28 protein-coding genes are annotated in these 25,835 nt (G+C 69.8%); 13 read left to right on the plus strand and 15 right to left on the minus strand.

The window, feature by feature from the left end; translation table 11 throughout:
* Positions 1–72 precede the first annotated feature (72 nt).
* From IE157_RS00410 to IE157_RS00420, 3 genes are all read right to left on the minus strand, one after another.
* Positions 73–414 (minus strand): hypothetical protein, encoded by a 342-nt coding sequence (locus IE157_RS00410; RefSeq protein WP_035965408.1) that lies wholly within the window; start codon positions 412–414, stop codon positions 73–75.
* A 126-nt stretch (positions 415–540) separates the two neighbouring features.
* A complete protein-coding gene (locus IE157_RS00415; RefSeq protein ID WP_318281227.1) occupies positions 541–1,434 on the minus strand; it encodes an SCO1664 family protein in 894 nt (297 codons plus the stop codon).
* A gap of 69 nt (positions 1,435–1,503) precedes the next feature.
* Positions 1,504–2,175 (minus strand): histidine phosphatase family protein, encoded by a 672-nt coding sequence (locus IE157_RS00420; protein ID WP_193518825.1) that lies wholly within the window; start codon positions 2,173–2,175, stop codon positions 1,504–1,506.
* A 133-nt stretch (positions 2,176–2,308) separates the two neighbouring features.
* On the opposite strand from IE157_RS00420, the gene IE157_RS00425 reads away from it, so the two are divergent.
* The 5 genes from IE157_RS00425 (at position 2,309) to IE157_RS00445 (ending at position 7,917) form a co-directional block, all read left to right on the plus strand.
* Positions 2,309–3,697, plus strand: coding sequence for a sigma 54-interacting transcriptional regulator (locus IE157_RS00425; RefSeq protein WP_193518826.1), 1,389 nt, complete (start codon positions 2,309–2,311; stop codon positions 3,695–3,697).
* 7 nt (positions 3,698–3,704) lie between these two features.
* On the plus strand, positions 3,705–5,726 hold the full coding sequence (locus IE157_RS00430) for a VWA domain-containing protein (RefSeq protein WP_193518827.1): 2,022 nt from the start codon (positions 3,705–3,707) through the stop codon (positions 5,724–5,726).
* 136 nt (positions 5,727–5,862) lie between these two features.
* Positions 5,863–6,618, plus strand: coding sequence for an LppP/LprE family lipoprotein (locus tag IE157_RS00435; RefSeq protein WP_318281228.1), 756 nt, complete (start codon positions 5,863–5,865; stop codon positions 6,616–6,618).
* A gap of 153 nt (positions 6,619–6,771) precedes the next feature.
* A complete protein-coding gene (locus IE157_RS00440; RefSeq protein ID WP_064846019.1) occupies positions 6,772–7,101 on the plus strand; it encodes a hypothetical protein in 330 nt (109 codons plus the stop codon).
* A gap of 3 nt (positions 7,102–7,104) precedes the next feature.
* On the plus strand, positions 7,105–7,917 hold the full coding sequence (locus tag IE157_RS00445) for a nitroreductase family protein (RefSeq protein WP_193518828.1): 813 nt from the start codon (positions 7,105–7,107) through the stop codon (positions 7,915–7,917).
* Here IE157_RS00445 and IE157_RS00450 read toward each other — a convergent pair.
* The 3 genes from IE157_RS00450 to IE157_RS00460 all read right to left on the minus strand — a co-directional run bounded on the left by IE157_RS00450 (position 7,890) and on the right by IE157_RS00460 (position 10,464).
* Positions 7,890–8,699: a methyltransferase domain-containing protein gene (locus tag IE157_RS00450; RefSeq protein ID WP_193519296.1), complete on the minus strand. Its 810-nt coding sequence runs from the start codon at positions 8,697–8,699 to the stop codon at positions 7,890–7,892. The genes IE157_RS00445 and IE157_RS00450 overlap by 28 nt on opposite strands.
* Positions 8,700–8,711: 12 nt before the next feature.
* Entirely contained in the window at positions 8,712–9,857 is a 1,146-nt protein-coding gene (locus IE157_RS00455; protein WP_193518829.1) for a type III polyketide synthase, read from the minus strand.
* Between the two features lie 121 nt (positions 9,858–9,978).
* Complete coding sequence (locus tag IE157_RS00460) at positions 9,979–10,464, minus strand: pyridoxamine 5'-phosphate oxidase family protein (RefSeq protein WP_064846016.1); 486 nt, start codon at positions 10,462–10,464, stop codon at positions 9,979–9,981.
* A gap of 222 nt (positions 10,465–10,686) precedes the next feature.
* Between IE157_RS00460 and IE157_RS00465 the strand changes: the two genes are divergently transcribed.
* A complete protein-coding gene (locus IE157_RS00465; RefSeq protein ID WP_193518830.1) occupies positions 10,687–11,322 on the plus strand; it encodes an HhH-GDP family DNA glycosylase in 636 nt (211 codons plus the stop codon).
* 322 nt (positions 11,323–11,644) lie between these two features.
* On the plus strand, positions 11,645–12,445 hold the full coding sequence (locus IE157_RS00470) for a glycerophosphodiester phosphodiesterase (protein ID WP_318281230.1): 801 nt from the start codon (positions 11,645–11,647) through the stop codon (positions 12,443–12,445).
* Here IE157_RS00470 and IE157_RS13040 read toward each other — a convergent pair.
* From IE157_RS13040 to IE157_RS00485, 3 genes are all read right to left on the minus strand, one after another.
* Entirely contained in the window at positions 12,372–12,872 is a 501-nt protein-coding gene (locus tag IE157_RS13040) for a GNAT family N-acetyltransferase (RefSeq protein WP_193518832.1), read from the minus strand. The two genes, IE157_RS00470 and IE157_RS13040, sit on opposite strands and share 74 nt — an antisense overlap.
* Complete coding sequence (locus IE157_RS00480; protein ID WP_064846013.1) at positions 12,869–13,288, minus strand: VOC family protein; 420 nt, start codon at positions 13,286–13,288, stop codon at positions 12,869–12,871. Before IE157_RS00480 ends, IE157_RS13040 begins: the two co-directional genes overlap by 4 nt.
* A gap of 75 nt (positions 13,289–13,363) precedes the next feature.
* Complete coding sequence (locus IE157_RS00485) at positions 13,364–14,791, minus strand: dihydrolipoyl dehydrogenase family protein (RefSeq protein ID WP_193518833.1); 1,428 nt, start codon at positions 14,789–14,791, stop codon at positions 13,364–13,366.
* Positions 14,792–14,982: 191 nt separating this feature from the next.
* Here IE157_RS00485 and IE157_RS00490 point away from each other — a divergent pair, with 191 nt between their 5' ends.
* Positions 14,983–15,672, plus strand: coding sequence for a superoxide dismutase family protein (locus tag IE157_RS00490; RefSeq protein WP_082943248.1), 690 nt, complete (start codon positions 14,983–14,985; stop codon positions 15,670–15,672).
* A gap of 10 nt (positions 15,673–15,682) precedes the next feature.
* On the opposite strand, the gene IE157_RS00495 is transcribed toward IE157_RS00490, so the two are convergent.
* Positions 15,683–16,267 carry a hypothetical protein gene (locus tag IE157_RS00495; RefSeq protein WP_131332546.1) on the minus strand — a complete coding sequence of 195 codons (585 nt, stop codon included), beginning with the start codon at positions 16,265–16,267 and terminating at the stop codon, positions 15,683–15,685.
* A gap of 62 nt (positions 16,268–16,329) precedes the next feature.
* Positions 16,330–16,929: a TetR/AcrR family transcriptional regulator gene (locus tag IE157_RS00500; protein WP_131332545.1), complete on the minus strand. Its 600-nt coding sequence runs from the start codon at positions 16,927–16,929 to the stop codon at positions 16,330–16,332.
* Positions 16,930–17,000: 71 nt separating this feature from the next.
* Here IE157_RS00500 and IE157_RS00505 point away from each other — a divergent pair, with 71 nt between their 5' ends.
* Together IE157_RS00505 and IE157_RS00510 are read left to right on the plus strand one after the other, a co-directional pair.
* Positions 17,001–17,663 carry a GAP family protein gene (locus IE157_RS00505; RefSeq protein WP_193518834.1) on the plus strand — a complete coding sequence of 221 codons (663 nt, stop codon included), beginning with the start codon at positions 17,001–17,003 and terminating at the stop codon, positions 17,661–17,663.
* A 31-nt stretch (positions 17,664–17,694) separates the two neighbouring features.
* Positions 17,695–18,201 (plus strand): hypothetical protein, encoded by a 507-nt coding sequence (locus IE157_RS00510; RefSeq protein ID WP_193518835.1) that lies wholly within the window; start codon positions 17,695–17,697, stop codon positions 18,199–18,201.
* A gap of 127 nt (positions 18,202–18,328) precedes the next feature.
* Here IE157_RS00510 and IE157_RS00515 read toward each other — a convergent pair whose 3' ends face one another.
* The 3 genes from IE157_RS00515 to IE157_RS00525 form a co-directional block, all read right to left on the minus strand.
* Entirely contained in the window at positions 18,329–18,475 is a 147-nt protein-coding gene (locus IE157_RS00515; RefSeq protein ID WP_193518836.1) for a hypothetical protein, read from the minus strand.
* Between the two features lie 414 nt (positions 18,476–18,889).
* The gene (locus tag IE157_RS00520) at positions 18,890–19,327 is read right to left on the minus strand and encodes a histidine phosphatase family protein (RefSeq protein WP_193518837.1); all 438 of its coding nucleotides are present in this window, start codon (positions 19,325–19,327) and stop codon (positions 18,890–18,892) included.
* 16 nt (positions 19,328–19,343) lie between these two features.
* Positions 19,344–19,562, minus strand: a complete 219-nt coding sequence (locus tag IE157_RS00525) for a hypothetical protein (RefSeq protein ID WP_179861253.1) — start codon at positions 19,560–19,562, stop codon at positions 19,344–19,346.
* Between the two features lie 208 nt (positions 19,563–19,770).
* On the opposite strand from IE157_RS00525, the gene IE157_RS00530 reads away from it, so the two are divergent.
* The gene (locus tag IE157_RS00530) at positions 19,771–20,667 is read left to right on the plus strand and encodes an alpha/beta hydrolase family protein (protein ID WP_193518838.1); all 897 of its coding nucleotides are present in this window, start codon (positions 19,771–19,773) and stop codon (positions 20,665–20,667) included.
* A 335-nt stretch (positions 20,668–21,002) separates the two neighbouring features.
* Here the strand turns inward: IE157_RS00530 and IE157_RS00535 are convergent, their stop codons facing one another.
* Positions 21,003–22,601, minus strand: coding sequence for an L-lactate permease (locus IE157_RS00535; protein WP_193518839.1), 1,599 nt, complete (start codon positions 22,599–22,601; stop codon positions 21,003–21,005).
* A gap of 516 nt (positions 22,602–23,117) precedes the next feature.
* Between IE157_RS00535 and IE157_RS00540 the strand changes: the two genes are divergently transcribed.
* A complete protein-coding gene (locus IE157_RS00540; protein WP_193518840.1) occupies positions 23,118–23,840 on the plus strand; it encodes a succinate dehydrogenase cytochrome b subunit in 723 nt (240 codons plus the stop codon).
* Positions 23,840–25,834, plus strand: a complete 1,995-nt coding sequence (locus IE157_RS00545; RefSeq protein ID WP_193518841.1) for a fumarate reductase/succinate dehydrogenase flavoprotein subunit — start codon at positions 23,840–23,842, stop codon at positions 25,832–25,834. The genes IE157_RS00540 and IE157_RS00545 overlap by 1 nt, the downstream gene beginning before the upstream one ends.
* Position 25,835 lies beyond the last annotated feature (1 nt).

Below are 25,835 nucleotides of genomic sequence, written 5' to 3' on the forward strand. Positions count from 1 at the left end.
CCGCGACGACCGGGGGCCACACGGGCCACCCGGACGCCACGGGTCGTCGGTGGTCTGCGACGGCGTGTCGCGTCAGCGCTCGTCCATGGGGTCCACGGTCTGGTCCGCGCCGTCCCGCAGCGAGCGGTTGACCTCGCGGTCGGCCTGCGGGTCCTGCACGAGGGCCTCGACCTCCGGGTCCTGGGTCTCGGAGGTGGTATCGAGCTCGGGGATCGTCTCCTCCTGCGCCACCTGCTCCACGTCGGCTTCCTCGGGGTGGGTCAGGGGATCCTCGTCGGCACCCCACTGGGCGTCGTCCTCCTCCCACGCGGAGTCCTCATCACCGGTGGTGCCGATCAGTTCGTCCTCGCGGAACGTGTCGTCCGAGGCCTCGGGGTTGTCGAGCGGGTTGGGGTCCGGGATGGGCTGCGTCATGGGTTACTCCTTGCCAGGTTCTCGACGAGCGCGCTGTCACGCGCACGGTCAGACTACGGTGCCGCGGCCCCGCGCCTCCACCGGACCCCCGGCCGCTTCACGCGCAGCGGACCGCTCCGGGGCGGCTCACACGAGCGGCCACGGGTAGCGCATGCCGGAGGGGTCCTCCGGGAGCCTGCCCAGCAGCGCGAGGGCACGGGCACGACGACGCAGGGCACGCGTCTCCTCGGTCGTCAGCAGCTCGGCCACCTCCGGCGGTGCGCCGTTCTCGGCGAGCGCCGCAATGTCCGCCACGAGGTCCAGGGGCAAGGGGTCGCGCGCGAATTCCCAGATCACGGTGCGCAGTTTGAACGCCGCGGCGAAGCACAGTCCGTGGTCGATCCCCCAGACCCGCCCGTCCCAGCCGCGCAGGACGTGGCCGGATTTGCGGTCGGTGTTGTTGGTCAGCACGTCGAAGGCGGCCATGGCGCGCAGCACCGGGTGGGTGTCCGGGTGGTCCTCCACAATCGTGAAGTAGTGCTCCCGGGGGTCCGCGGCCACGAACAACTGCAGCGATCCCGTCCCGAACGGGGCGTCGTCCCGGATCACGGTGAGCGGGACGATCCCCCAGCCGAGCGCCTCGCTGAGCAGGTACGCGGCGCGCTCCCGGCGGTACAGACCCGGCGGGAAGTCGTGCAGGGGCCGCTCCCCGAGCTCGGGTTTGTAGATGGCCCAGCATGCCGTGTCCGAGTCCGGCGGACCGAACGACGTCGCTGCGGGAGCTGCGTTGTCGGGGCCGGGTGCCGCGACGGGTGAGCCGGCCGGAGCGGCGTCGTCGCCGATCGTGGGAGCCGAGCAGGCCTCGGCGGCTTCAGGGTCGGGGACCTCGCCGGCACGAGCGTCGCCGTCGGTGCCGGTGACCGATTGCGACGCCAGCGCGCGCACCTCCACGAGGAACGTCTCATTGCTGCTGCGCGCGAGCTGCCCGAGCAGCGTGATCTCCCCCGTGCGCAGCAGCTCGTCCGCTCGTTCGGCCCTCACGACGCCGCCCTCACGACGACGCCGTCCCGCCGCCCCCGCGCCCGCTCCGGGTCGCGCCGGACCGGCCCGTCACGACGCCACCAGCTCCCGCAAGGAATCCCGCGTGGAGTTGACCGTGAGCACCACCGGATTCGTGTCGTCGCCGGAGGGCTCATCCGCACCGTCGGGCGCCGCGGGATAGGACAGCACCGAGATCGAGCACGGCCCCACGCTGAGCCGCTGGAAGTTGTCCAGGGGCGTGCCCATCGCGTGGGCCAGCAACCCGCGAATGGGGTCCGCGTGGGAGAAGCACACCACGGTCCCACCGGGGTGGAGCGTGCACAGGCGCTGCACGGCATCGACCATGCGCTGCTGCATCTCGGGGAAGCTCTCCCCGTCCGGGAACCGGAACGCGGAGGGATTGTGCTGCACGGTGCGCCACTCGGGCAACCGGTTGAGGTCGTTGAGCGCGCACCCCGTCCATTGCCCCACGTCGAGCTCCAGGAGTGCGGGGTCCTCGCGGACGGGCAGACCCAGCAGCTCGGCACTCGGCTGGGCGGTCTCCCGCGCGCGTTCGAGCGGCGAACTGTACAGCGCGCTCACGGTCAGTTCCGCAATCCGCTCGGCCGCGGCGCGCGCCTGCTCCCACCCCTGCTCGGACAGGTGCAGTCCCGAGGAACGCCCCGGCAACAGCTCACCCGTCGTGGGGGTGCGGCCGTGACGCACGAGCAGGACGGTGGTCGATCCGCGGGAGTCGCTCATGCTTCGTCAGCCTAGAACGCACCCGCCCCCGCGTCACGGGCCCCGCCCCGCACGGCTCCCCGCCCGTCACACGACGTCACCGAACCGCCCCGGGGGCTCGACGCCGCCGCCCACCGGGCGTAGCGTGACGCGCGTGAACGCCCAACCTGACATCCGCACCCTGGGTGACCTGCGCGCGTCGGGTCATGAGCTGAAATCCCTGCGCCGGGAGATCCGCGACAACTTGCTCGCGGCGCTCGCCGCGGGGGAGAACCCGTGGCAGGGACTGCACGGCTTCGAGCGCACCGTGATCCCCCAGTTCGAGCGCGCGCTGATCGCGGGGCACGACGTCGCGCTGCTGGGTGAACGCGGCCAGGGCAAGACCCGCTTGCTGCGCACCCTGCCACGGCTGTTGGACGAGTGGACGCCCGTGATCGCGGGCTCCGAACTCAACGAACACCCCTACGAACCGCTCACCGCTGAGTCCACCGCGCGGATCGCCGAGGAGGGTGACGACCTACCGATCACGTGGCGCCATCGCGACGAGCGTTACGTGGAGAAGCTGTCCACCCCGGACACGTCCGTCGCGGACCTGATCGGGGACGTGGACCCCATGCGGGTCGCGGAGGGGCGGCGGCTCGGGGACCCCGAGACCATCCACTACGGGCTGATCCCGCGCGCGAACCGCGGGATCGTGGCGCTCAACGAATTACCTGACCTGGCCGAGCGCATCCAGGTGGCCCTGCTCAACGTCATGGAGGAGCGGGACATCCAGATCCGCGGCTATGTGCTGCGCTTGCCGCTGGACGTCATGGTCGTGGCCTCCGCCAACCCGGAGGACTACACCAACCGCGGCCGGATCATCACCCCGCTCAAGGACCGCTTCGGGGCGGAGATCCGCACCCACTACCCGCTCGAACTCGAGGACGAGATGGCCGTGATCCGCCAGGAGGCCGAACTCACCGCCGAGGTCCCCGACATCATCCTGGAGATCCTGGCCCGGTTCACACGACAACTGCGTGAATCCAGCGCGGTGAACCAGTCCTCGGGTGTCTCCGCGCGCTTCGCGATCGCGGGAGCTGAAACCGTGGCGGCCGCCGCCCGGCACCGAGCCACGGTGCGCCCCGGTGACCCCGCCGTGGCCCGGCTCGTGGACGTGGACACCGCGGTGGCCGTACTCGGCGGGAAGGTTGAGTTCGAATCCGGTGAGGAAGGCCGCGAGGACGACATCCTGGAGCACTTGTTGCGTACCGCGACCGCCCAGGCCGTGCGGGAACACTTCCGTGGCCTGGATCTCTCTCCCCTGGTCGCCGCGTTCGACGGTCAGCGCACCATCACGACCGGCGAACGCGTGGGCGCCCAGGAGTTCCTCGACGCCCTGCCCGCCCTCGAGGACTCCGAGCTCTACGACCGGTTGGCCGAACGCGTGGGCGGTGAGGGGCCCGGGTACCGCGCGACCGCCGTCGAACTCGCCCTCGAGGGGCTGTTCCTGACCCGGAAGCTCTCCAAGGAGTCCGGCGACGGGGAAACCGTCTACGGATAGGCCTCCCATGCGCACACCCCGGCATTCTTCACGGTACGGTCGTTACTCAGGCGGCCCCGATCCCCTGGCCCCACCTGTGGACCTCGGGGAGGTCCTGGACGCCGTGACCGAGGACGTCATGGCCGGCTACTCCCCCGACCAGGCCCTGCGCGAATTCCTGCGCCGCGGCGGGCGCAACCAGCGCGGACTGGACGATCTGGCGCGCCAGGTGCATCAGCGGCGTCGGGACCTGCTGAGCCGGCACCGCCTGGACGGCACGGTGCAGGAGGCCAAGAAACTGCTCGACCGCGCGCTGCGCGAGGAACGCGACCAGTTCCTGCGGGACGCGCGCATGGATCCCACGGACCGGCAGTTCCGGGAGATGCGCCTCAATGCCCTGCCGTCCTCCACCGCGGCGGCCGTGACGGAACTGTCCGACTACGACTGGCAGTCGGACGCCGCACGGCGCAACTACGAACAGATCAAGGACCTGCTGGGCCGCGAACTGCTCGAGCAGCGCTTCGCGGGGATGAAGAACGCGCTGCAGAACGCCACGGACGAGGACCGCGCCGCGGTCTCCCGCATGCTCGAGGACCTCAACGAGCTGCTCGAGAAGCACACCCGCGGCGAGGACACACCCGAGGACTTCGAGCGGTTCATGAACCGGCACGGGGACCAGTTCCCCGAGAACCCCCAGGACATCGACGAGCTCATCGACGCGCTGGCCGAGCGCTCCGCCGCCGCGCAGCGCATGATGCGCTCCATGACCCCGGAGCAGCGCGAGGAGCTCATGGCGCTGTCCGCGCAGGCGTTCGGCTCCCCCGAACTGATGTCTCAACTGGGCCGCCTCGACGCCGCGCTGCAGGGTCTGCGTCCCGGGTTGGATTGGTCCGGTTCGGAGCAGTTCGAGGGCGATCAAGGCCTCGGTCTCGGGGACGGGACGGGTGTGCTGCAGGACCTCGCGGACCTGGACGCCCTGAGCGAGCAGCTGTCCCAGTCGTATGCGGGTTCCACGCTCTCGGACCTGGACGTGGCCGCGCTGGCCCGGCAACTGGGCGACGACGCCGCCGTCGCCGCGCGCACACTCACCGAGCTCGAGCGCGCCATGCGGGACAGCGGCTACCTGCGCCGCGGCACGGACGGCGAACTGCGGTTGTCCCCGCGGGCCATGCGCAAGCTCGGCAAATCCCTGTTGCGCGACGCCGCCGGGAGACTCTCCGGTCGCAGTGGCCGCCGGGACACCCGGCTCGCCGGCGCCGCCGGTGAGCAGACCGGCTCGTCCCGCCCGTGGCAGTTCGGGGACGTGGAACCGTGGGACGTGACCCGCACGGTGACCAACGCGGTGACCCGCACGGCGGCGTCGGGCGCGGACCCGAGTGCGGGTCTGCGGATCGACGTCCAGGACATCGAGGTGCGCGAGACGGAGGCGCGCACGCAAGCGGCGGTGGCGCTGCTCGTGGACACGTCCTTCTCCATGGCGTTGAACGGGCGCTGGGTCCCCATGAAGCGCACGGCGATCGCCCTGCACCAATTGATCTCCACCCGCTTCCGGGGTGACTCACTCGAACTCATCACGTTTGGCCGCTACGCCCAGACGATGGACATCGGGGAGCTGACCGCGCTGCCCGCGTGGCACGAACAGGGCACCAACCTGCATCACGGCCTGCTGCTCGCGCAGCGCTTCTTCCGCAAGCACCCCACCATGCACCCCGTGCTGCTCGTGGTCACGGACGGTGAGGCCACCGCCCACCTGGAACCCGGCGGCGAGGCATGGTTCATGTACCCGCCCGATCGCGAGACCCTGCGGCTCACCGTGGCGCAGCTGGACGCCGTGGCCCGGCGCGGCACCGAGATCACCCTGTTCCGGCTGGGGGATGATCCCGGGCTCGTGCGCTTCATCGCGGCGCTCGCGCGCCGGGTGCGCGGTCGGGTGGTCGCCCCGGATCCCGAGGACCTCGACGCCGCGGTGCTGGGCGAATACATGCGTTCACGCTCCCGGAACGGCTCCTGGGGTGGGCCGGGTGACAGCTTCGCGAACGACGACGCGTGACGGTCTTCGGGACGAATGCCCTGGTCGCGGGCTGATTCTTTTGCATCTACATAGAAGTATTGCTTAAGTGAAGACAAGCCCTCACGCTAGAACCACCCGTGGACATCGGGGAACGGATGAGACGAGAGGATTCGTCATGCACCGCACACGCACGGTGACCGCGGCAGCCGCCCTCCTGGTCCTGTCACTGGGCGGGCTCACCGGATGCAGCTCCTCGCTCGCGGAACAACCACAGTCCATGGCCACCTCCTCCGAGATCGCCAACGGGCCCACGTCCGGCATCCGCTCCCAGGCCGGGAGCCCGCAGGCCGGGACCGACGCCGCGGCGACCGGCCAGGCGACCGCCGCGGCTCCCGTGTCCTCGCCCGCCGCGCAGCCCAAGAGTCACATGACCGCGTCCGACACCCCCGCGCCCGGGTCGCAGAGCCCCGCGGCGACCACGGCGTCGTCTGCGACCCCCGAACCGTCCGGGTCGTGCGCGAACACCTCCGCGGAGCAGGCCGTGAACGAGAACATCGACAAGGTGGGCCCGGCGTTCCCCCAGGGCAACGTTCCCGACGCCGAGTGGGTGGCGATCGACACCGAGACGTACGACCCGTGCGCGGACCTGTCGTGGGTCACGCTGACGATCCGCGGGGGCACGGCGTCCTCCCCGTCGCAGCAGATGCTCTTCCACGACGGCGAGTACCTGGGCACGACCACCCAGGAGGGCATCGCCTTCTCGCCCGCGACCGTGCGGCTGTCCAACTCCGCCATCCAGGTCACCTACCGGTGGGCCAAGGAGGGCGAGAGCAATGCCGGTGCGAGCGGGCGGGCTGTGTCCACGTACACCTGGAACCCGAACACCGAGTCCGTGGACCACGCGGGCGAGTGGCCCCCGGGTATCGGCTGAGCCGCGCCCCGGCGCCCGGCTTCGACAACGCCACCACGCGCCGTCGCCCCCGCACTCCATCGGGACGGCAGCGCGGCCGCGTGGCTGGACACCATGGCATGCCACGTGTGACACGATGAGCGCACGGGACGCACCCCACCGGCGAGGAGAGTCATGAACCTGCTGCGCACGCTCGTGACCGCATCCGCCGGTGCATACACCGCCAATTGCGCGCTGGGGGCGTCCGTGGCCGCCCGGTGGGTGAACACCTCGAACGTCCGGTGGATCCACCACGGTCTGTACATCACCACGTCCGCCGTGACCGCGGCGGCATGCGTGGCCGCGGTGCGTGAGCGCTCCCCAGTGGCGGCGGTCCTCGCACCGGCGGTCGTCCCGCTCTTCCTGTTGCAGCGCCACGGTGCGCACCCGCTGCGACGTCACACCCGAGACGCCCTCGCGGCGGCTCCCTGCTACGTGGCCGGCCTCGCGCTGGCCTGGAGGTGAATCGTGGAATTCCTGAATGCCGTGTTCAACCGCCGCACCACCAACGGCCCGTTCCGCCCGGATCCTGTGAGCCCCGAGCACCAACAGTTGCTGATCCGCGCGGCGGCCGCGGCTCCCTCCCAGTTCAACAGCCAGCCGTGGCGGTTCGTGCTGATCGAGGACCGGGACACGATCGAGACCGTCGCCCGGATCAGCGGGGAGAGCATGACCGAGGTCATGGGCGCGGGCACGTTCTTCGACCGGTACAAGAAGTACTTCCGGTTCAGCCAGAAGGAGATGGACGCCCAGCGCAGCGGCATGCTGTTCGACAAACTGCCCGCGCTGCTGCGCCCGTTCACGTCCAAGGCGTTCACGCCCTCCGGGCAGAGCCTCATGAACAAGCTGCGCGTGCCCCAGACCCTGGGCGAGGAGAACCGCAAGCTCGTGGCGGGGTCCCCGCTGCTGATCGGCGTGATGCTCGAGCGCGGCGAATACCGCCCGGAGGAACTGTCCGGGTTCTACTCGGTGTTCAGCATGGGTGCCGCCATGGAGAACCTGTGGCTCACCACGGTGGAGTTGGGTATGGGGATCCAGTTCGTGTCCTTCCCCATGGAGGCACCGCACCAGTGGCAGCGGATCGTGGACGTGCTGCGCGTTCCGGAGGATCTGGAGCTCATGGCCGTGTACCGGCTGGGCTACGTGCCCGAGCGCACCCACCGCCCGGCGATCGACTGGTCCAGCCGCGAACGCAAACGCCCCTCCCAGTACGTGTTCCGGGAAACGTGCGAGACGCCTCAGCAGGGCTGGGATCAGGACGTGCGTCCCGGGTCCGACTGAGTCCGGTCCGCCCGGACCGGCTCCGCGTCCTGGCCGGTGTGCACCGCCAGCAGCCGGAAGAACCGCTGTTGCACGGCCCGCCACCCCGGGGGCAGCGCCTGGCGCAGCTCTCCGGGGCGGTAGCTGCGCCGGATGGACAGCAGACCGTCGAAGCGCACGAACACCCTGGCTCGTGCGAGCGGCAGCGTGGCCACCCAGTACAGCAGCCAGGCCGCGCGGCTGCGGCGCAGGTCGTTGTGCACCGCTACCCCACGGGTCAGCCGACGTGAGTCCGCCAGCACGGCGGACAGCTCCTTCCGTGTCAGGTGGTGGAGCATGTGGTTGGAGATCACGGCGTCGTAGCGCTCCCCCGCTGCCACCAGATCGTGGCTCGCGAGCGTCCGGTAGGTGGCGCCCACTCCGCGGTCGTGCGCGGCCGCCCACCGGGTGGCCCGGGCGTCCGGGTCGATCCCGGTAATCCGCACGTCCAGCCCGTCGCGAGCGGCCCAGCGGGCGATGGCCCGGGCGACGTCGCCCCCGCCGCACCCGATGTCCAGCACGGTGCCGGGGCGACCCTCTCGGGCAGCGGCACGCAACGCGGGACGTACATACCGGCGGTAGACGGGCCACCAGGATGCAACGAGCGGGTTGATCACCCCGAACAAGCGGTAGGTGTTGTCCAGGGCCACCGGATCGCAGGCCGGATCGTCCATGAGCTCCGGCTCGTCCACGCTGCGGTGGCGGAGCAGGGGGTCGCGGCGGCCCAGGACATCAGCGTGCGGCAGAGGGTTGTTGCGCAGCATAGGCTTCATCGCTCACCTCGTCTCGGACGCGGGACGGACCCGCAGCAGGGCGCTCTCGATGCTCAGGCCGGGGCCGAACGCGAGCGCCGCCACGGTGCCCGGGTCCCCCGCTCGCACAAGGCGCTCGAGCACGAACAGGATGGTCGCGCTGCTCATGTTCCCGGCGTCCGCGAGCACTCCGCGGGACGGGGCCATCTGCTCGTCCGTGAGCGCGAGCCGTCCCTGCACCTTGTCCAGGATGCTGCGTCCCCCCGGGTGCACGGCCCACAGGGGGATCCGGTCCGCGCTCAGCCCCGCGCGGTCCAGCAGGGGTGCGAGTGCGTCCGTCACGTGGTCGTCGATGATCCGCGGCACGTAGGTCCCCAGGATCATCTCGAAGCCCTCGTCCCCCACGCTCCACGCGAGTTCCTCCTCGCCCACTGGGGCCAGGGTCGTCTCGAAGTCCACGAGCTCGAGGGTAGCGCCGGGAGCGGCGGCGTCGCGCCCGGTCACCACCGCGGCGGCCGCACCGTCCGCGAACAGGGCGTTGCCCATCACGGTGTCGGGATCGTTGCGCACGTGCAGGTGCAGGGTGCACAGCTCCACGCACACCACGAGCACCACGGCGTCCGGATCCGCGCGGCACGCGGTGTACGCGGCTTGCAGGGCGGGGAACGCGGCATTGCAGCCCATGAACCCCAGGTGCATCCGCTTCACGTCCGCGGGTAGCCCCAGGTCCTTGGCCACGCGCACATCCGGGCCCGGTGCGAAGAACCCGGTGCAGGACACCGTGATCACGTGGGTCACATCCGCGAGCTCGATCCCGGGGGCCGCGGCGTCGAGGGCCGCCCGGGCGGCTGTCACGAACATCCGTTTGGCGTGCTCGGTGTAGAGCTGGTTGCGTGCGTGCGTTCCCGGCGAGCGCAGGTACCGGGTCGTGGGATCCACGAACGGCGACGCCGCGGCGTCGCCCCCGTCAACGGTCCCCGATGCCACAACGCCCAGCTCGGGCAGGACCGTGTGGCGTGTGCTCACCCCGGCGCCCGCGAAGGCGGAACGCACCACACGCGTGCCGAGCCTGGTCATCCCCGGCTGCTCGGCGAACAGCCGGGACACGTCCTCCTGCCGGATGACGGTGTCGGGGACGGCGGTCTCGATCGACAGTAGGCGTACGGTCATACTCCATGGTAGGCGCGCGGGCCCCCGCCCGGACGAGGCGCCCCGTGCCGGACGAGCCCCGACATGCGCAACGGCCGCCCGATCCATGGGGATCGAACGGCCGTCGGACGGGCGGTTCGGATCAGAGATCCACGACCTTGTTCTCGCCGTCCACGGTGTCGCCCTTGACCTTGGACTTGATCAAGTTGGCCACCTGGGTCACCTTGCTGTTACCCGGGCTGTCCCAGTACTCGGCGCTGTGGCCGTCGATCTCGATGAGGATGTTGTTGGGGTTCTCCGGGCCGCCCTGGAGCCACGAACCGGTGAAGCTGCTCCACAGTTCCTTGAGCTTGGCCTCGTCGTTGACGATGCGCGCGGTGCCACACACTGACACCCACGAACCGGAACCCGAGTAGGCCACGTTCACCTCGGGGCGCTGCTGCAGGGCCTGCGCCTGCTCGGAGTCGCGCTCCGCGATGAACCGCACGGTGCCGTCGAACTCGACCTCCTGCGTGGCCATGGGCTTGGACACCAGGTGACCATCCCCGTCCACGTGGGTGAGCATGGCGATGCGGGTGCCCTTGATGATGTCCCGCACCTTCTGGATGTCGTCGGTGTTCTCCGCCATGGCACTTCCTTTCGTCGAGGCTGTGAATGCCCACCAAACCGTGGGGTCTGCCACCGCGATGTGGCGTCGATTGTCAGTTTATTTACTAGTGACGGTGCGCACGAGAGAGTTGGCCGGGAGCGGAATTCACGCCGTCGTGAGCAGCACGGCCGCGAACGATCCGGTCGTGGGCGGCATGATGTCGGACGACACGGACACAGAGATCCAGGCAGGGAGGGACGCATGACGCGATCGCACGAGGACACCGTGCACGTGCTGTTGGAGCGCCACGGCACCACGTACGCGCAGGACGCCGGCATCGAGCTGCGGGACACGCCCGCTCCCCTGTTCCAGCTGCTGGTGCTGGCCAATCTGCTGTCCGCGCGCATCGGGGCCAAGGTGGCGGTCACCTCCGCGCGCGAGCTGTTCACGGCCGGGTACCGCACCCCGGAACGGATGCGCGCGGCGTCGTGGCGGCAACGGGTTCAGACGCTGGGTCGCGGCGGCTACAAGCGTTACGACGAGCGCACCTCCAGGATGCTCGGCGACGGCGCCGCCCTCCTGATCGACGAGTACGGAGGGGATCTGCGCCGCGTGCGTGAGCGCGCGGACGGTACCGACGACGTCCTCGAGGCGCTCCAGCAGTTCCCGGGGATCGGCCCCGCGGGCGCCGCGATTTTCGCCCGGGAGGTACAGGGTGTCTGGCCCGGCCTCGCGCCGTTCTTCGACGCCAAGGCCCTGGACGGCGCCCGGCGGATCGGTCTGCCCGACGACGCCCACGACCTCGCGGACCTCGTCCCGCCCGAAAAACTCCCCATCCTGGCCGCGGCCCTGGTCCGGGTCGCGCTGGACCGCACCAAGGGTGACCCGCTGGAGTAACGGACCGGGTGCGATCCGCCGGAGGTGCATTCGGCGGCGGACGCCGGGTTAATACACCGGCTGTGATCCGTGGTGCCGAGTTAACACCTCGGTCATCGGGGTGCTCCACAGCCGTCATGTCCCCCCGCGACCATGGGTTCGGCCCGTTCGTCGGTCATCACCACGCGACCGGCAAGGCCATCTCCGTACGGCAACCCGTGAGAGGCTCTGGATGCGCACCCGCACGACCCCCCTGACCGACCGTCTCGCAACGGACCCCCTCCGCTGGATCCGGCCCACGGCCCTCCCGACAGCACCCCGCGGGCGGGAGGACACTGCGGGAATGACCACTGCGCCGGCCCACCTGTTGGTCGGCCACCGCGGAGCCGCGGGGGTCGCACCCGAGAACACGGTGGCGGCGTTCGAGGTGGCCCGTTCCTCGGGTGCGCAGTTCTTCGAGCTCGACGTCCAGCTCTCCGCGGACGGTGTGCCCTTCGCGTTCCACGACCCCACCCCCGCGCGCACCACGAACGCCGCCGAGGTGTTCCCGGGCCGGGAGAACGACCCGGTCACGTCGTTCACATGGGCCGAATTGCAACGGCTGGACGCTGGTTCGTCCTTCTCCGGCGCATTCCGGGGCGAACGCATCCCGCACTTCGACGACGCCGCGGAGGTTGCGCGCGACGCGATCGGCGTGTTCATCGAGATCAAGTCCCCGGACACGTCCCCCGGTATCGAGCACATCATCGTGGAGCGTCTGCGATCGGATCCCCGGTGGCAGCGTCTGGTCCGCGACGGGCGAATCGAGGTCCTGGGGTTCGACGCTGCTTCCAATCAGCGCTTCGCGGTGCTGGCCCCGGAGGTCCCCCTGCAGCAGCTCGTGTACCGGGTTCCCGATGCCGAGACCCTCGCGCGGATCTCCACCTACGCGGGGCAGGTGGGGTCCAACCACCGCTGGCTCAATGCGGCCGCGGTGGACCGGGTCCGTGCGGCAGGGCTGGGCATGAGCGTGTACACGGTGAACGCCGAGCGCAATTTCAACCGCATGGTGGCCCTGGGCGTGGATCGGATCACGACCGACTTCCCCGTGGAGTTCTCCCGGAAACACCCCGCGACCGTGGGTCACGCCGTGGCCGTGCGGTAGCGCCGACGGTCGCCGGACCGCAACCGGGCCGCCGCCGCGCTGCCCTGCCACCGGGGATCCGTTCGCAGCCGTCCATAGGTGTCCACGTCCACCCGCGGCCACGGACAGCCTCCGTCATCCAGTAGGAGAACCAGCCGTTCCGGTTCTGCTCGTCCACCGCGATGCACACGAGCCCCACGGGCCCGTCCCCGTGGCATACGGCCCACGCGACCTTGCTTACGCCCGGGTCGGTGAGCCGGTGGACGTACTCCTCTGCCTCTTCCGACGTGGTCACCGTGCCCTGCCGGGACATGGCCGGGTCGGAGCAGAACGCGGAGAGGACGGCAGCGGCGTCGTCGGTGTGGAGTGGCCGCAGGGGGGGCGGCGCGGTGACGATATCGGAGGCCCCGGTGGCGCCGGGACCGATATCGGCCCCGACGGACGTCATTCCTGGGACGCCGAGAACGACCACATCACGCCGTAGCGGTCGAAGACCTGGCCGTACCAGTCGCCCCACGGGGCCTTCTCGAACGGCATGCCCGTGTGGCCACCGCCGGCCTCGAGCTTCTCGATGAGGGCCCGCGCCTCCGTGGCCGTCTCCGTCGTGTAGAGCAGGGAGTAGGCGGTCCCGGTGAGCGGGTAGTCGTCGTCCCCCATGGCGTCACCGGCGGCGATCACCCCGCCGGGCATGGTCAACGTCGAGTGGGCCACGGCCTGGGGATCCGGTTCGAACGGCATGCCCTGCAGGTCCATGTCGCCGTAGCGCAGGATGTGCAGGTCACCCCCGAACACGTCGTGCCAGTGCTCCATGGCTTCGGCGGTGGTTCCGGGCAGGGCGATGTACGTGGCGAGTGAGGGGGTCATGTGAGGCTCCTTCGACGAACGCATCCCGGATGATTCGGTCCCAGTATGGCCGTCGCGAGCGGATTCGGGAACCTTTTACTCCGGCGCCCGGCGCAGTTGCTCGGGCAGTTCCTCGAGCAGCCGCAACCACAGTTCCGAGACCGTGGGATAGCTGGGCACCGCGTGGCGCAGCACGTGCACCGGTACCTTCCCCGTGATCGCGATCGTGGCCGCGTGCAGTTGCTCGCCAGCGTCCGGGCCCACGAACGTGGCACCCACGAGGCACCGGGTCTCCCGGTCCACGACGATCTTGGCCTTTCCAGAGATGGTGTCACGCAGCAGCGCCGCGCCGGCCGCACCGTTGTAGGGCACCTCCGCGGTGACGACGTCGATCCCCCGGTCCCGCGCGGAGGCTTCCGTCAGTCCCGTCTGCGCGACCTGCGGTTGCGTGAACACGACCTGGGGCACCGGCGGATTCTCCACCTCGTACGGCGCGGGCGCCCCCGTGGCCGCCGCCTTGATCCTGGCCCCGATGACCCGGGCGCGGTACTTGCCCCAGTGGGTCAGGGGCACATCGCCGCTGGCATCGCCCACGGCGTGCAGCCATGCGGGGAGCTTCTCATAGAGGACGTCGTCCGCGCTCAGCCCGACCGCGTCGAGTCCCACGTCCCGCAACCGCGGGGTACGGCCTGTGGCCACGAGCACCTCGGCCACGTCGACGGTCCCGGCGGAGGTCTCCAGGTGGACCTGCCCGCCGTGGACCCGGCCCAGCCCCGTGTCCTCGGCATCGCTGCGGGTGCACTTGGTGACGGATGCGTCGAGCACCACTTCCACGCCGCTGGCGCGCAACCCGTCCAGGACGGTGTCCCCCGCGAACGGTTCGTTGCCGGACAGCAAACCCGAGCCCCGCACGAGCAGGGTCACCCGGGATCCCAGGGCGTTGAGCCACACCGCGGCCTCACATGCCACGACTCCCCCGCCCACGATCGCGATGCTCTCCGGCGTCTCGACCACGCCGGTCGCGTCCGCGGACGTCCACGGGTGCGCTCCGTCGAACTCGGAGGGGATGCTCGGCTCGCTGCCGGTCGCGAGGATCACGGCGTGCCGCGCGGTGAGGGTGCGCGCGGCGGCGTGGTCGGCCTCGATGCGCACCGAGCGCTCGCCCACGAGGCGGGCGTGGCCGCGCACCACGCGGATGCCCGCGGACTCGGCCCACTCGACCTGGGAGGAGTCGTCGTAGTCGGAGACGAACGAGTCGCGCCGCGCGAGCATGCCGTCCCGGTCGAGCCGCGTGGGGACGACGCCCTCGAGGTCGTCCGTCAGTCCCGTCACGTCGACCGGGCGCAACAGCGCCTTGCTGGGCATGCACGCGTAGTACGAGCACTCCCCGCCCAGCAGGTGACCCTCCACGATGACTGCGGTGAGGTCCGTGCCCTCGATCGCGTACTGCGCGGCGTTCTCTCCCACCGCGCCGCCGCCGATCACGATCACGTCCACCGACTCCTGCGTTGCTGACTCCGTCATGTCCTCACAGTAGCCGCCGGGGTGCCGGATGTCGGCCCGGGGGCACCCCGTGCTCGGTGCGGAACCGGCCTCCCACCTGGCAATACTCCCGATTGTGACCCTCGTCATGTGTACGGTGGAAGAGCCACCTCCGTTGCATGGTCGGCATCACGACCCTTGCCGGCCCAGCGGACCGACGATGAGGAGATGCCATGAACGCGAGCGCAATGACACCCCCGGCCACCGACGAGCCCCCCACCACCCATCGCCCCTTCCGAGCCCGCGGCGGACTGGCTTTCCTGGGGCTCGCGGGCATGCTGACACTGGCCGCGTGCGGCGAGGGCAATGACGCCACCACCGCGGATCCGACGGGTGGGCAGGGGGCCGCGACGGCGGCGTCGAGCCCGGGTCCCCTGGCCACCGCCACGGTGCGTCATGCCGAGGGAATGGAGGTCGGCACCGCGCAGTTCACCGAGGCCGACCAGGATGCGATGCGGGTTTCGGTCGAGTTCTCCGGTCTGGAACCGGGGTACTACGGCCTGCACGTGCACGGCAACGGCGTGTGCGAGGCGGAGAGTTCCGCGCCGGACGATCCCTCCGAGACCGGCGCATTCCTGTCCGCCGGCGGGCACCTGGGTGGCGACGACGCTCGCCATCCGGAGCATGCGGGTGACCTTCCCGCGCTGCTGGTGACGGAATCCGGGCGGGCGGCCATGTCGTTCGAGACGGACCGGCTCACGGCCGAGAACCTGCGGGACGACAACGGCTCCGCGCTGATGATCCACTCCGGCCCGGACAACTACGCGAACATCCCCGAGCGCTACGCCCCGGAGGGACCGGACGAGGACACCCGCTCCACGGGTGACGCCGGCAGCCGCCTGGCGTGCGGTGTGATCGAGTAACCCGTCCTCGTCACACGGACGTTCGGCCCCCCGCCCGGGTGAGCGCCAGGACGACCACGACGATCAGCGCGGACGTTGTGCCCGCGATCATGTCGGTCATGGTGTCCAGGTTGTTCACCTGAGCGTTGCTGTCCGAGACCAGATCGGTGACGAACTCGGCGACCTCCCACAGGAACGCGATGAAGGCGCTGAACGACACGATCGCGAGCCCCCACAGCCACGTGGGCAGGACGAAACCATGCCGCCGGGACAGGATGCGCCACGCGTGATCGGCGCCCAGCGCGATCAGGATTCCCGAGAAGAAGTGGACCACGGTGTCCCACGGCGTCCACACGCCGTAGACGTGCAAGTACGTTCCCAGGAACGCCCCGCCGAACAACAGCACCGCGTACAGCAGTTGCAGGGTCATGGGGATGCTGGCGCGGGCGATCGGCTCCAGGGCGAGCGGGACGAGCGCCGCGAGGACGAGTGCGGACAGCAAGAACACGGCCGGGCCGTTCTCCCGGGCGATCTCGAAGATCAGCGTCCCCACGAGGAGCACCTCCAGCACGATCAAGGGGACATGGCGGCGCAGTCTCGTGTCGTGGGGGATCATGCATCCGACCCTACGCACGGGCCCTGACACGGTGGGTTGGGACGCGACGGCGTTGAGGAGGCTCAGTCCGTGAGGATCAACGACAGCCCCCGATCGAGGGCCTGTTCGGTGCCCTCCCGAACGGATTCGGGTGCGTTGAGGTGATCCAGGGCCAACCCGTTCACGAGTGCCGTGACCAGGGGCGCGGCGGTGTCCGGGGTCAGCCCCTCACGTAGCTTCCCGTCCTCCTGGGCCCGCCGCAGGACGTTCAGGACACCCTCGTGGAAGATCTGCAGGTTCTGCCAGTACACGCTCGCGAGCCAGTCCCGGGTGGAGGCGGCCGCCCCGAAGCTGACCCACACGGCAGCGTCCTCCCTCCGCACGCCCTCCAACGGCAGGAGTTCACGCAGGGTGCGAGCGAGGGATGCCCGATAGCCGTTCAGACCCCGCGCAGCCATGACCCGTTGGGTTTGTCGCTCCACGGACCTCTCGAGGGCGGCGAGCAGCAGATCGCGCCGCGTCTTGTAGTGGTATTGAACGGTCCCGGGGGAGATCCCGGACTCCTGGGCCACGGTGCGCACGCTCACCACGTCGAAACCTTGCTGGGCGATCACGCGGATCGCCGCTTCCGCGATCATGACCCGGGCGGGGATCATCCCGCGACTCTCGTTCTCCTGTGGCATCTGACCACCCCCTCTCATACAAGTGTATGGTTGCGGTATGGCATACGTTCGTACGAGACAAGGCGGCACACATGGGTGACCTTCTCGCACTGCTCGGATTGGCCCTGCTGGACAGCATGAGCCTCGGGACCCTGGTGATCCCCCTGGTCCTCGTGATCTCCCGGCGGCGCGTGGACGCGGTCCCGCTGTTCTTCTACTTCGCGACCGTGGTGCTCCTCTACTTCTTCCTGGGGATCGCGATCGCCCTGGGGTTCGACCTCCTCTCCGACGTGGCCGGGAGGATCTGGGACAGCGAGCCCGCCCAGTGGTTCAAGGTGGTCGCCGGGCTGGGTCTGCTCGCGTACGGGATCTTCGCACCGGACCCCGTGAAGCGCGAGGGGCACCGCGCACCGCCCAGGTCCCTGCATCCCGGTGCCATGGTCGCCCTCGGTGCCGGCGCTGCTCTCACGGAGGCCGCCACGATGGTCCCCTATCTCGCGGCCAACGGGATCATCACGAGTATGGACATCGGCTGGCCGCTGCGACTGGCCCTGCTCGCCGCCTACTGCGTCGTGATGATCCTGCCCGCGCTCGTGCTCATCGCGGCTGCAGCATTGGCCGGCCGGCGGATCTGGCCGCGCCTCGAGAGGATCGTCCCCACGCTCGAGCGGGAAGCGAAGGTCACGCTTCTGTGGATCGCAGCGATCGTGGGGGTGTGGATGGCCGGGAGCGGATTGTCCGCCGTGATGAACTGACCTCCCCCCTGTCCGCGGAGGACCCCCGGAAGTGATCGAACGCCGCTCGGTGCAGTACTCCGGTGTACTACATTGGCATGCCCGGTGGGGGCGGCTCGTGTTCATCGCGGTCACGCTGGTCGGGTTCGGGCTGAGTTTCCTGCCGTTCACCGAGCTCGTGACCAAGGTCTTCCCCGTGATCGGCTGGCTCGGTGTCCTCTTCGTAGCGGTCCTACTGGTCACGTGGCTGGTCAGCGCGCGCCCCGTCATTGCCGAGGAAGGGTTGCGCGGGGACCTGATCCGTGCCCTGCTCTACCGCCTGGACCCGAACCGCCGATGGACGCCCCGCCACGCGAATGCCCTCATCCAGGCGGTGGACGAGTCCAACCTGTGCGCCAAGCACCTGGTCGACGTGATGAGCGGTGACCTCTACCAGGAGGCCGAGCGGACCAGCGGGGTCAGCGCGCCGCCCGAGGAACAGGAACAGCTCGGCGAGAAGCTGTCGCGGTTGCAGAAGTCCTGCCGTTCCCAGCGCACTCCCGGGCCCCCGCGCCGTTGATGGCGTTGCCCGATTTCTAACGGCAGTACGACGACGGCGGACGGTCACCTTCGCGCTCGAGGTGGCCGTCCGCCGTCGTCAGATGTACCGCCTGGATCCCGGGAACGGGCGGCGAACTACGAGGTCGTCAGCCTCCGAAGCCAATGTCCAGGGACACGACGCCCACGCCGATCACTATGGCGGTGGCCAGCAGGAACGCGAGCACGATCAGAATGAGCCCCCACGGGGTGCCCTTCTGCGGGTTGCTGGGCTGAGTTTTGGGCGTGTCTTCCATGATCTTCCCTTCGTGTGGTCGGAGTTAAAGTCTGGCAGGTCGCGGAGAGTTCGGGGGAAAGTGACATGGGGCGGGGCGGTTGCCGCTCTTGCCCTGGCGTCTGTGCGTGCTGTTGTGGCCATGAACACTTTCTTCAACTCCATGCGCAACCTCGGCTTCCGACGCGGGTTCCCGCGAGCAGCGTTCCCAACCGTTCGCCACCCCCGGTCCCGAGGTCCACTGATCGGGACGCACTGCGCACGGCCGCGAGACAGCCTGCCTCGACATCCCACGGTGGCTCAGTAGCGGTCAGTCGGCCTTCCAACCGTGAGAAGTCCCAGCCAACCATCCGGGTGCGGTCGTAAACGGCGCGCAATGAGTCGATCGTCATGCTTCATTGTGGTCTCCCACCGCGCCCCGTGAGGCTGTGTGTTCTCAGCTGCCGGATCTCTCTGCCCCATCGAGTTCCTCGGCGGCGGCGTCGAAGCGCGCCATGACGTCGTGGCCGTTCTCGTCCGACCCGGGGATCCTCGAATCAAGGCCGCCATCCGCCCAGCTCAACGCTGATTCCAGATAGGTCTCGATCGAATCGTGGTCGTTGGCCATTTCCAAATCCCCGGCACCGATCTCACGCAGACCCTCACGGATCTCGGTCGACAACTCGCGCGCATCCGCGAGCGGGGCGGCCGTCTGCTGGGTGCGCACGAGGTTGGAGGCGTAGATCGCACTGATGGGCTCACCCGCCAGCGCCTGCACGAGGGCCCGCGCCTGCTCACGCCCCAGGTCGGTGAGGTCCGCGCCGGGTGCGGCGGTGTCCAAGTGATGGCCCACGTTGGACGAGGTCTGGCCATGACGCACCAGGATGAGTCGCACGGGGATATGCACCTTTTCAGTTGCCGGGGGTCTTGTAGGTCCTACCCGGTCCACGGTAGCTCAGGGAGGAATCCGCTGAGCCACGCACCACGACTGCGGGCCGAGGAGCGACCCTGGCCGTACTGGCCGTCACGCTGCTCACCGGGTGCGAGGGGCGGGACGCCCCGTAGCGCAGGACCGCCCCGGAGCCGAGCCACTCCACGACCCGGTCTGCCAGCAGACGGCCGATCGTCATGCTTGCGGAGAAGGCACCGCAGGCGACGGCCGCGGTGCCCGCGGAGGTGCCGAACGCGTCCTTCAGGCTGCGCTCGCGCGGAGCTCCACCCGATTGCCACTGACTCTTCCGCCCCCGAGACGGACGTGGCGTCCCTGCGTGCGACGTGAGCCACCGTCACTGTGACGGCCCAGGGCTGAGCCGCTGGAAATACCGTAGAGTAACTTCTATGTCTGACCACCGGAACTCCCCCGGAGCCGGCATCCGCCGCGAAAACCTGAGCATTCCCGTCGCCTCGGACGCCGTGGCGGGCACGCTGTGGCTGCCCGAGGGCGAGCCGCGCGGCGTCGTCGTCATCCACCCCGCCACCGCAACGCCCGAACGGTTCTACGCCGGGTTCGCCGAGTACGTGACGGGCCGCGGTCTCGCGGCGGTGACCTATGACTACCGCGGCACGGGCCGCTCCGGCGAGCCCCGGAAGAACCCGCACCTGCGCATGCGCGACTGGATGGGCGGGGACGTCCCCGCCGTGGCCGCCTGGACCCGCGCACGGTTCCCCGGGCTTCCACTGCACGCCGTGGGTCACAGCATCGGCGGGCACGCCATGGTCCTCGGCCACGGGCTCGAGGGCCTCGACCGGTTCGCGGTGGTCTCCTCCCACCTGGCGCACACCCGCACGATCGCCCCGCGGAAGGAGCAGCTGCGCGTGGCCGCCATGCTGCATGTCGTGGGCCCGGCGCTGAGCCGGACCCTGGGGTACATGCCCGGCAATCGGCTCGGCATCGGAGAAAACATGCCGACAGCCGCGATGGTCGAGTGGGGGTCGTGGGCGCGGCGTCCCGGCTACTTCTTCGACGACCCGTCCATGGACGCGACGGCCCGCGCGGCCGCGGTCACCCAGGATGTACTCGCGCTCGGCGCCTCCGACGATCCCTGGGCCAGCCCCGCGCAGATGAGGGCCCTGACCGGGCGGCTCACCTCCGCCGCGGTGGAGCACCGCACGTTCACCCCGGAGCAGCTGGCCGTTGCGCGCATCGGCCACCACGGCCTGTTCCGCCGCTCCGCCGCCGACGCCGTGTGGCCGGGCCTCGTGGACTGGCTCACCGCGCCGTCACCCCAGGGCTGAACGGCCCCGGCTTCCCGGGACTGCACGCTCCGGGTGGAGAAGGACAGCCGCGACGTCGCCTTGGGCGCTCAGGCGTTGACGGGCCGGTGCACGGGCCTGTCCGCCGGCTGGCGCCACACGAGGGCCGCCACTGTCAGCATGAGCACCACGGCGATGAGACCGAACGGCACGGGCATATTGGATCAACGGGGGTTCACTCGGCCGGAACCGCCGAGGGGCAGTCGCTCTCCTCCTGCGGCATCTCCCAGCTGACCCGATGCACCGAACGACCCACCCGCGAGGGGGTCGTGGCCCGCCTGAGGACGCGCCCCCTCAGACACTCACCCGAGGGTTGCTCACACGAGGGCCAGCACGAACGTCCACACGCACACCACCGCGAGCATGCCCAGGCTGTAGGCGATGGAGCCGCGCATGATCTCACTCTCCCGCCCGTTGAGACCCACCGCGCCGGCGGCGATCGCGATGGACTGTGGGGAGATGACCTTTGCGGTGGTGCCGCCTGCCGTGTTGGTCCCCACGAGGAGGGACGGGGCGGCGCCGATGCCCTGCGCCGTCGCCACCTGCAGCGGCGCGAAGAGGGTGTTGTTGTTGACCACCGAGCCCGTGAGGAATACCCCGATCCAGCCGATCACCGGGGCGATGAGCGGGAAGATGGGACCGACCGCGGCAAGCGCGGTGCCCATGGCGGTGGAGCCGCCGGAGTAGTTGGCGATGTTCGCGAGCACCAGGATCACGGCGATGAGCAGGATGGCCGGGCCCAGCGCCTTGAGTGCGCCCGCCAGCTCCTCCCCCAGTTCTTTGGTGTGCAGCTGCGGGGTGGTGAAGAACGTGATGAGCACCGCGATCAGGATGGCCGTTCCGGTGGCACCAAGGATCGAGAAGGTCCAAGTGGCATTGACGACCGTTCCGGCGGCGGTGGTCACGTGACCGGTGAGCCCGGGCATGGGCACCTTGAAGGTCGTGAAGCTCAGCGCACCCTTGGTGAAGAGGTTCTGCACGGCGGGCATGGACCACAGCAGGATCACGGCGGTGAGGATGTAGAAGGGGCTCCACGCGCGGATCACCTCGCTCGCGGGATGGCTGGCCTCAGCGGTCTCGGGGGCCTCCGGGGCACGCGAGATCCGGCGCGGGGACCACACGTGGCACACCGCGAACAGGGCGACCATGGCCAGCAGGCCGGCCGCGAGATCTGCCAGCTCGGGGCCCATGAACCACAGCAGGCCACCCTGCACCGCGCAGAAGACCACCGAGGAGACGAGCGCCGGGAGCCAGGCCTCGCGCAGGCCGCGCACCCCGTCGACCATCCACACGAGCAGGAACGGAACGAGGAACGTGAGCGGCTGGAGCAGCAGCACGAGGGCTCGCGAGAGTTCCTGCGTCTCCATGCCGGTGACCTGCGCGCCCACGAGCACGGGCACGCCAATGGCGCCGTAGGCACCGGCGGCCACGTTGGCCACGAGGCACAGCACTGCGGCGCGCACGGGCGGGAACCCCAGCTGCACGAGCAGTGCCGCGCAGATCGCAATGGGCACGCCGAAGCCGGCCACGCCTTCCAGGAACGCGCCGAACGCAAACGCAATGAGCAGCACCTGCACGCGCTGGTCAGCGGAGACCGCGGCGATCGAGGAGCGGATCACGTCGAAACGGCCCGAGCGCACGCTCAGCCGGTACAGCCACACCGCCATGACGATGATGTACGCGATGGGCCACAGCGCGGTCAGCAGCCCCAGCAGACCTGCACCGGCCGCGGCGGAGACGGGCATGTGGAACACGAGCAGTGCCACCAGGATCTGCACCACCAGCGCGATGAGCCCCGATGTCAGCCCCGTGAGCTTGAACAGCATCATGCAGGCCAGGAACACGACTATCGGGATCGCGGCCACGAGCGCGGTGAGGGGCAGGCTGCCCAGGGTGTCAAGAGATTGGGTCCACATTGGAGCCTCCACGACGTCCGGCGGGTGAGCAGTCCTCAAGGCGGGCTCGCGACGTCGCCGCGGTGCGCGCCGTCGTCGGCCGCCGGTCGCGCAGCGGGGCGGGTTCCGGGAGCCAGCGGACCCTCGTACCACCGCCTGCCACGCGCCGTAGCGACGCCTTGATCACAGGGTCAACGCTAGTCCTGAACCGGGCAATTCGGGCGGGAACCCTCCGCGGAGAGTGACGGGTGCGAGGCGAGACACTCGGCTGCGGACCCCCTGGGGAACGGTACAGCCGCCCAGGGGGTCCGGAACCCCGCGAGTGGGAACGGGACACCGTAAAAAGACCCACACTGTGAAATTACGATTGGCAAACCTTAGTTATTCTCAATGCCCTCGGCACCCGCCACAATCCTTTCTGGCGGTAGTACCGGAAACGCCTCGGAACACGTCCCGCAATGCCCCTCCCAGCGTAGAATTGAGGGCGATGAACTCCCGGAGTTCAGCACTCAGTTCACCCACTGACGAGGGGTAACGATGACGGCGACCATTCAGCGAAAACAACGCACGTCAGCCCCGCCGCGCACACGGCTGCCGGTGTCGAACTTCGCCGCGAAAACCACCATGGCCGTCACCGGTCTTATTTTCGTCGGATTTGTGTTCGTGCACATGTACGGCAATCTGCACATCTTCCGCGGCCAGGAGGAGTTCGACCACTACGCACACTGGTTGCGCGAGATCCTGATGCCGCTCATGCCCTACGAGGGTGTCCTGTGGGTGCTGCGCGTCGTGTTGCTGATCAGCCTGGTGCTGCACGTGGGCTGCGGGCTCCTGCTGTGGACGCGCGCCCGTCGAGCCCGCGGGCCGTTCAAGCGCACCGGGTTGCGTCGCGGCGACGCCCTGATGGCGCGCTCGATGCTCGGGACCGGCCTGGTGATCCTGCTGTTCGTGATCTTCCACATCCTGGACCTCACGCTGGGTGTCCATCCGGCCGCATCCGGGGCGTTCGAGAGCGGATCGGCGTACGCCAATCTGGTCGCCAGTTTCCAGCGGCCCGTCGTGGCCCTGTTCTACATGCTCACCATGCTGGTGCTCACCGTGCACGTGGCCCACGGGACGTGGACCGCCGCCAACGACCTCGGCGCCACCGGCAGGCGGCTGCGGCAGCTCGCCGCGTGGGTGGCAGGGCTGGTCGCCATTGCCATCTGCCTGGGCAACATCTCGATCCCCGTCTTGGTTCTCCTGGGAGTGATTCAGTGATGACAGCATCCTCGACCACCCAGCCGCAGGCCCTGCTGGACGAGCTGCGCACCGTGGGCTCGGACCTCCCTGGCCTGGGCTCGGACGTGCCCCCGTCCCAGATGTGGGCGGACCGGCGGCTGCACTACCGCATGGTGGGCCCGCTCAACCGTCGGAAGTTCACCGTGGTCGTCGTGGGCACCGGACTCGCCGGTGCAGGTGCGGCGGCGGCCCTGGGCGAACTCGGCTACAACGTGGAGTCGTTCACCTTCCACGACGCCCCGCGCCGCGCCCACTCGGTGGCCGCCCAGGGCGGCATCAATGCCGCACGCGCCCGCACGGTGGACAACGACTCGATCGCCCGGTTCGTGAAGGACACCGTCAAGGGCGGCGACTTCCGCGGCCGCGAGGCCGATGCCTGGCGGCTGGCCGAGGAGAGCATCCGGGTCATCGACCACATGAACGCGATCGGCGCGCCCTTCGCCCGCGAGTACGGGGGCGGGCTGGCCACCCGCTCGTTCGGCGGCGTACAGGTCTCCCGGACCTACTACACGCGCGGGCAGACCGGTCAGCAGCTGCAGGTTGCCGCCGCCCAGGCGCTGCTGCGTCAGGTCTCCACGGGACAGGTGAACCTGCACACTCGCACGGAGATGCTGGACCTGATCGTCGCGGACGGCCGCGCCCAGGGCATCGTGGTGCGCGATCTTGTCACTGGAAAGATCTCCGCGGTCACCGGCGACGCCGTGGTGCTCGCCACCGGCGGCTACGGCAACGTCTACTACCGCTCCACGCTGGCCAAGAACTCGAACGTGACGGCCGCGTTCCGGGCCCACCGGCGCGGGGCGCTGTTCGCCAACCCGTGCTTCATCCAGTTCCACCCCACGGCACTTCCCGTCTCCAGCGAGTGGCAGTCGAAGACCACTCTCATGAGCGAGTCCCTGCGCAACGACGGCCGAATCTGGGTTCCCGTGAAGGCCGGGGACCACCGGCCCCCGAACGAGATTCCCGAGGACGAGCGCGACTACTACCTCGAACGCCGATACCCGGCCTTCGGCAACCTCACACCGCGCGACGTCGCCAGCCGGGCCGCGCGGACCGAGATCGACGCGGGCCGCGGCGTCGGGCCCCTGAAGAACTCCGTGTACCTGGACTTCCGGGACGCGATCGAGCGGCTCGGAAAGAAGGTGATCGCCGAGCGCTACGGCAACCTCTTCGAGATGTACTCGGACGCCACCGGTGAGGACCCGTACGAGGAGCCCATGCGCATTGCGCCCGGCGCGCACTTCGCCATGGGCGGGCTGTGGAGCGACTACGACATGATGACGTCGATCCCCGGGCTGTTCGTGGGCGGCGAGGCCGGCTGGGGCTACCACGGCGCCAACCGCCTGGGCGCCAACTCGCTGCTCTCCGCGTGCGTGGACGGGTGGTTCACGCTCCCCTACTCGGTGCCCAACTACCTGGCACCGCTGCTGGGCAAGCCGAAGCTCTCACCGGACGACGACGTCGTGCGGGCCGCGGTTGCCGAGGCCGAGGCGGGCGTGCAGGCGCTGGTCGAGATCGGCGGCACGCAGGGCCCGGAGCGCTTCCACCGCAGGCTGGGCGACCTGCTGTACAAGAAGTGCGGGGTGACGCGCACCGCCGAGGGGCTGGCCGAGGGTCTGCGAGGCATCCGGGAGCTGCGCGAGGAGTTCTGGACGGACCTGCGCGTGCAGGGCCGCCCGGACGGCTTCAACCAGGAGCTCGAGCGCGCCGGCCGCGTGGCCGACTACCTGGACATGGCCGAGCTCATGTGCCTGGACGCGCTGGACCGGGACGAGTCCGCCGGCGCGCACTTCCGCGAGGAGCACCAGACCGAGGGCGGCGAGGCCCAGCGCGACGACGAGCACTGGCTGTTCGCGTCCGCGTGGGAGCGTGCTGATTCCGGCGAGACCGGCGAAAAGGGACCGCGCTACATCAGGCACCAGGAGCCCCTGGAGTTCCCCAGCGTCCCGCCCGAGACCCGCGACTACCGATGAG

This window comes from Kocuria marina (genome assembly GCA_014652975.1).
In the GTDB taxonomy this organism is placed as follows: Bacteria; Actinomycetota; Actinomycetes; order Actinomycetales; family Micrococcaceae; genus Kocuria; species Kocuria marina.

What these genes read in the sequence shown, in the direction of transcription:
- IE157_RS00410 (WP_035965408.1), bottom strand. Translation starts at nt 414, where the DNA reads ATGACGCAGCCCATCCCGGACCCCAACCCGCTCGACAACCCCGAGGCC.
- IE157_RS00420 (WP_193518825.1), bottom strand. Translation starts at nt 2,175, where the DNA reads ATGAGCGACTCCCGCGGATCGACCACCGTCCTGCTCGTGCGTCACGGC.
- IE157_RS00430 (WP_193518827.1), top strand. Translation starts at nt 3,705, where the DNA reads ATGCGCACACCCCGGCATTCTTCACGGTACGGTCGTTACTCAGGCGGC.
- IE157_RS00435 (WP_318281228.1), top strand. Translation starts at nt 5,863, where the DNA reads ATGCACCGCACACGCACGGTGACCGCGGCAGCCGCCCTCCTGGTCCTG.
- IE157_RS00440 (WP_064846019.1), top strand. Translation starts at nt 6,772, where the DNA reads ATGAACCTGCTGCGCACGCTCGTGACCGCATCCGCCGGTGCATACACC.
- IE157_RS00450 (WP_193519296.1), bottom strand. Translation starts at nt 8,699, where the DNA reads ATGCTGCGCAACAACCCTCTGCCGCACGCTGATGTCCTGGGCCGCCGC.
- IE157_RS00455 (WP_193518829.1), bottom strand. Translation starts at nt 9,857, where the DNA reads ATGACCGTACGCCTACTGTCGATCGAGACCGCCGTCCCCGACACCGTC.
- IE157_RS00460 (WP_064846016.1), bottom strand. Translation starts at nt 10,464, where the DNA reads ATGGCGGAGAACACCGACGACATCCAGAAGGTGCGGGACATCATCAAG.
- IE157_RS00465 (WP_193518830.1), top strand. Translation starts at nt 10,687, where the DNA reads ATGACGCGATCGCACGAGGACACCGTGCACGTGCTGTTGGAGCGCCAC.
- IE157_RS00470 (WP_318281230.1), top strand. Translation starts at nt 11,645, where the DNA reads ATGACCACTGCGCCGGCCCACCTGTTGGTCGGCCACCGCGGAGCCGCG.
- IE157_RS13040 (WP_193518832.1), bottom strand. Translation starts at nt 12,872, where the DNA reads ATGACGTCCGTCGGGGCCGATATCGGTCCCGGCGCCACCGGGGCCTCC.
- IE157_RS00480 (WP_064846013.1), bottom strand. Translation starts at nt 13,288, where the DNA reads ATGACCCCCTCACTCGCCACGTACATCGCCCTGCCCGGAACCACCGCC.
- IE157_RS00485 (WP_193518833.1), bottom strand. Translation starts at nt 14,791, where the DNA reads ATGACGGAGTCAGCAACGCAGGAGTCGGTGGACGTGATCGTGATCGGC.
- IE157_RS00490 (WP_082943248.1), top strand. Translation starts at nt 14,983, where the DNA reads ATGAACGCGAGCGCAATGACACCCCCGGCCACCGACGAGCCCCCCACC.
- IE157_RS00495 (WP_131332546.1), bottom strand. Translation starts at nt 16,267, where the DNA reads ATGATCCCCCACGACACGAGACTGCGCCGCCATGTCCCCTTGATCGTG.
- IE157_RS00500 (WP_131332545.1), bottom strand. Translation starts at nt 16,929, where the DNA reads ATGCCACAGGAGAACGAGAGTCGCGGGATGATCCCCGCCCGGGTCATG.
- IE157_RS00505 (WP_193518834.1), top strand. Translation starts at nt 17,001, where the DNA reads ATGGGTGACCTTCTCGCACTGCTCGGATTGGCCCTGCTGGACAGCATG.
- IE157_RS00515 (WP_193518836.1), bottom strand. Translation starts at nt 18,475, where the DNA reads ATGGAAGACACGCCCAAAACTCAGCCCAGCAACCCGCAGAAGGGCACC.
- IE157_RS00525 (WP_179861253.1), bottom strand. Translation starts at nt 19,562, where the DNA reads ATGACGATCGGCCGTCTGCTGGCAGACCGGGTCGTGGAGTGGCTCGGC.
- IE157_RS00530 (WP_193518838.1), top strand. Translation starts at nt 19,771, where the DNA reads ATGTCTGACCACCGGAACTCCCCCGGAGCCGGCATCCGCCGCGAAAAC.
- IE157_RS00535 (WP_193518839.1), bottom strand. Translation starts at nt 22,601, where the DNA reads ATGTGGACCCAATCTCTTGACACCCTGGGCAGCCTGCCCCTCACCGCG.
- IE157_RS00540 (WP_193518840.1), top strand. Translation starts at nt 23,118, where the DNA reads ATGACGGCGACCATTCAGCGAAAACAACGCACGTCAGCCCCGCCGCGC.
- IE157_RS00545 (WP_193518841.1), top strand. Translation starts at nt 23,840, where the DNA reads ATGACAGCATCCTCGACCACCCAGCCGCAGGCCCTGCTGGACGAGCTG.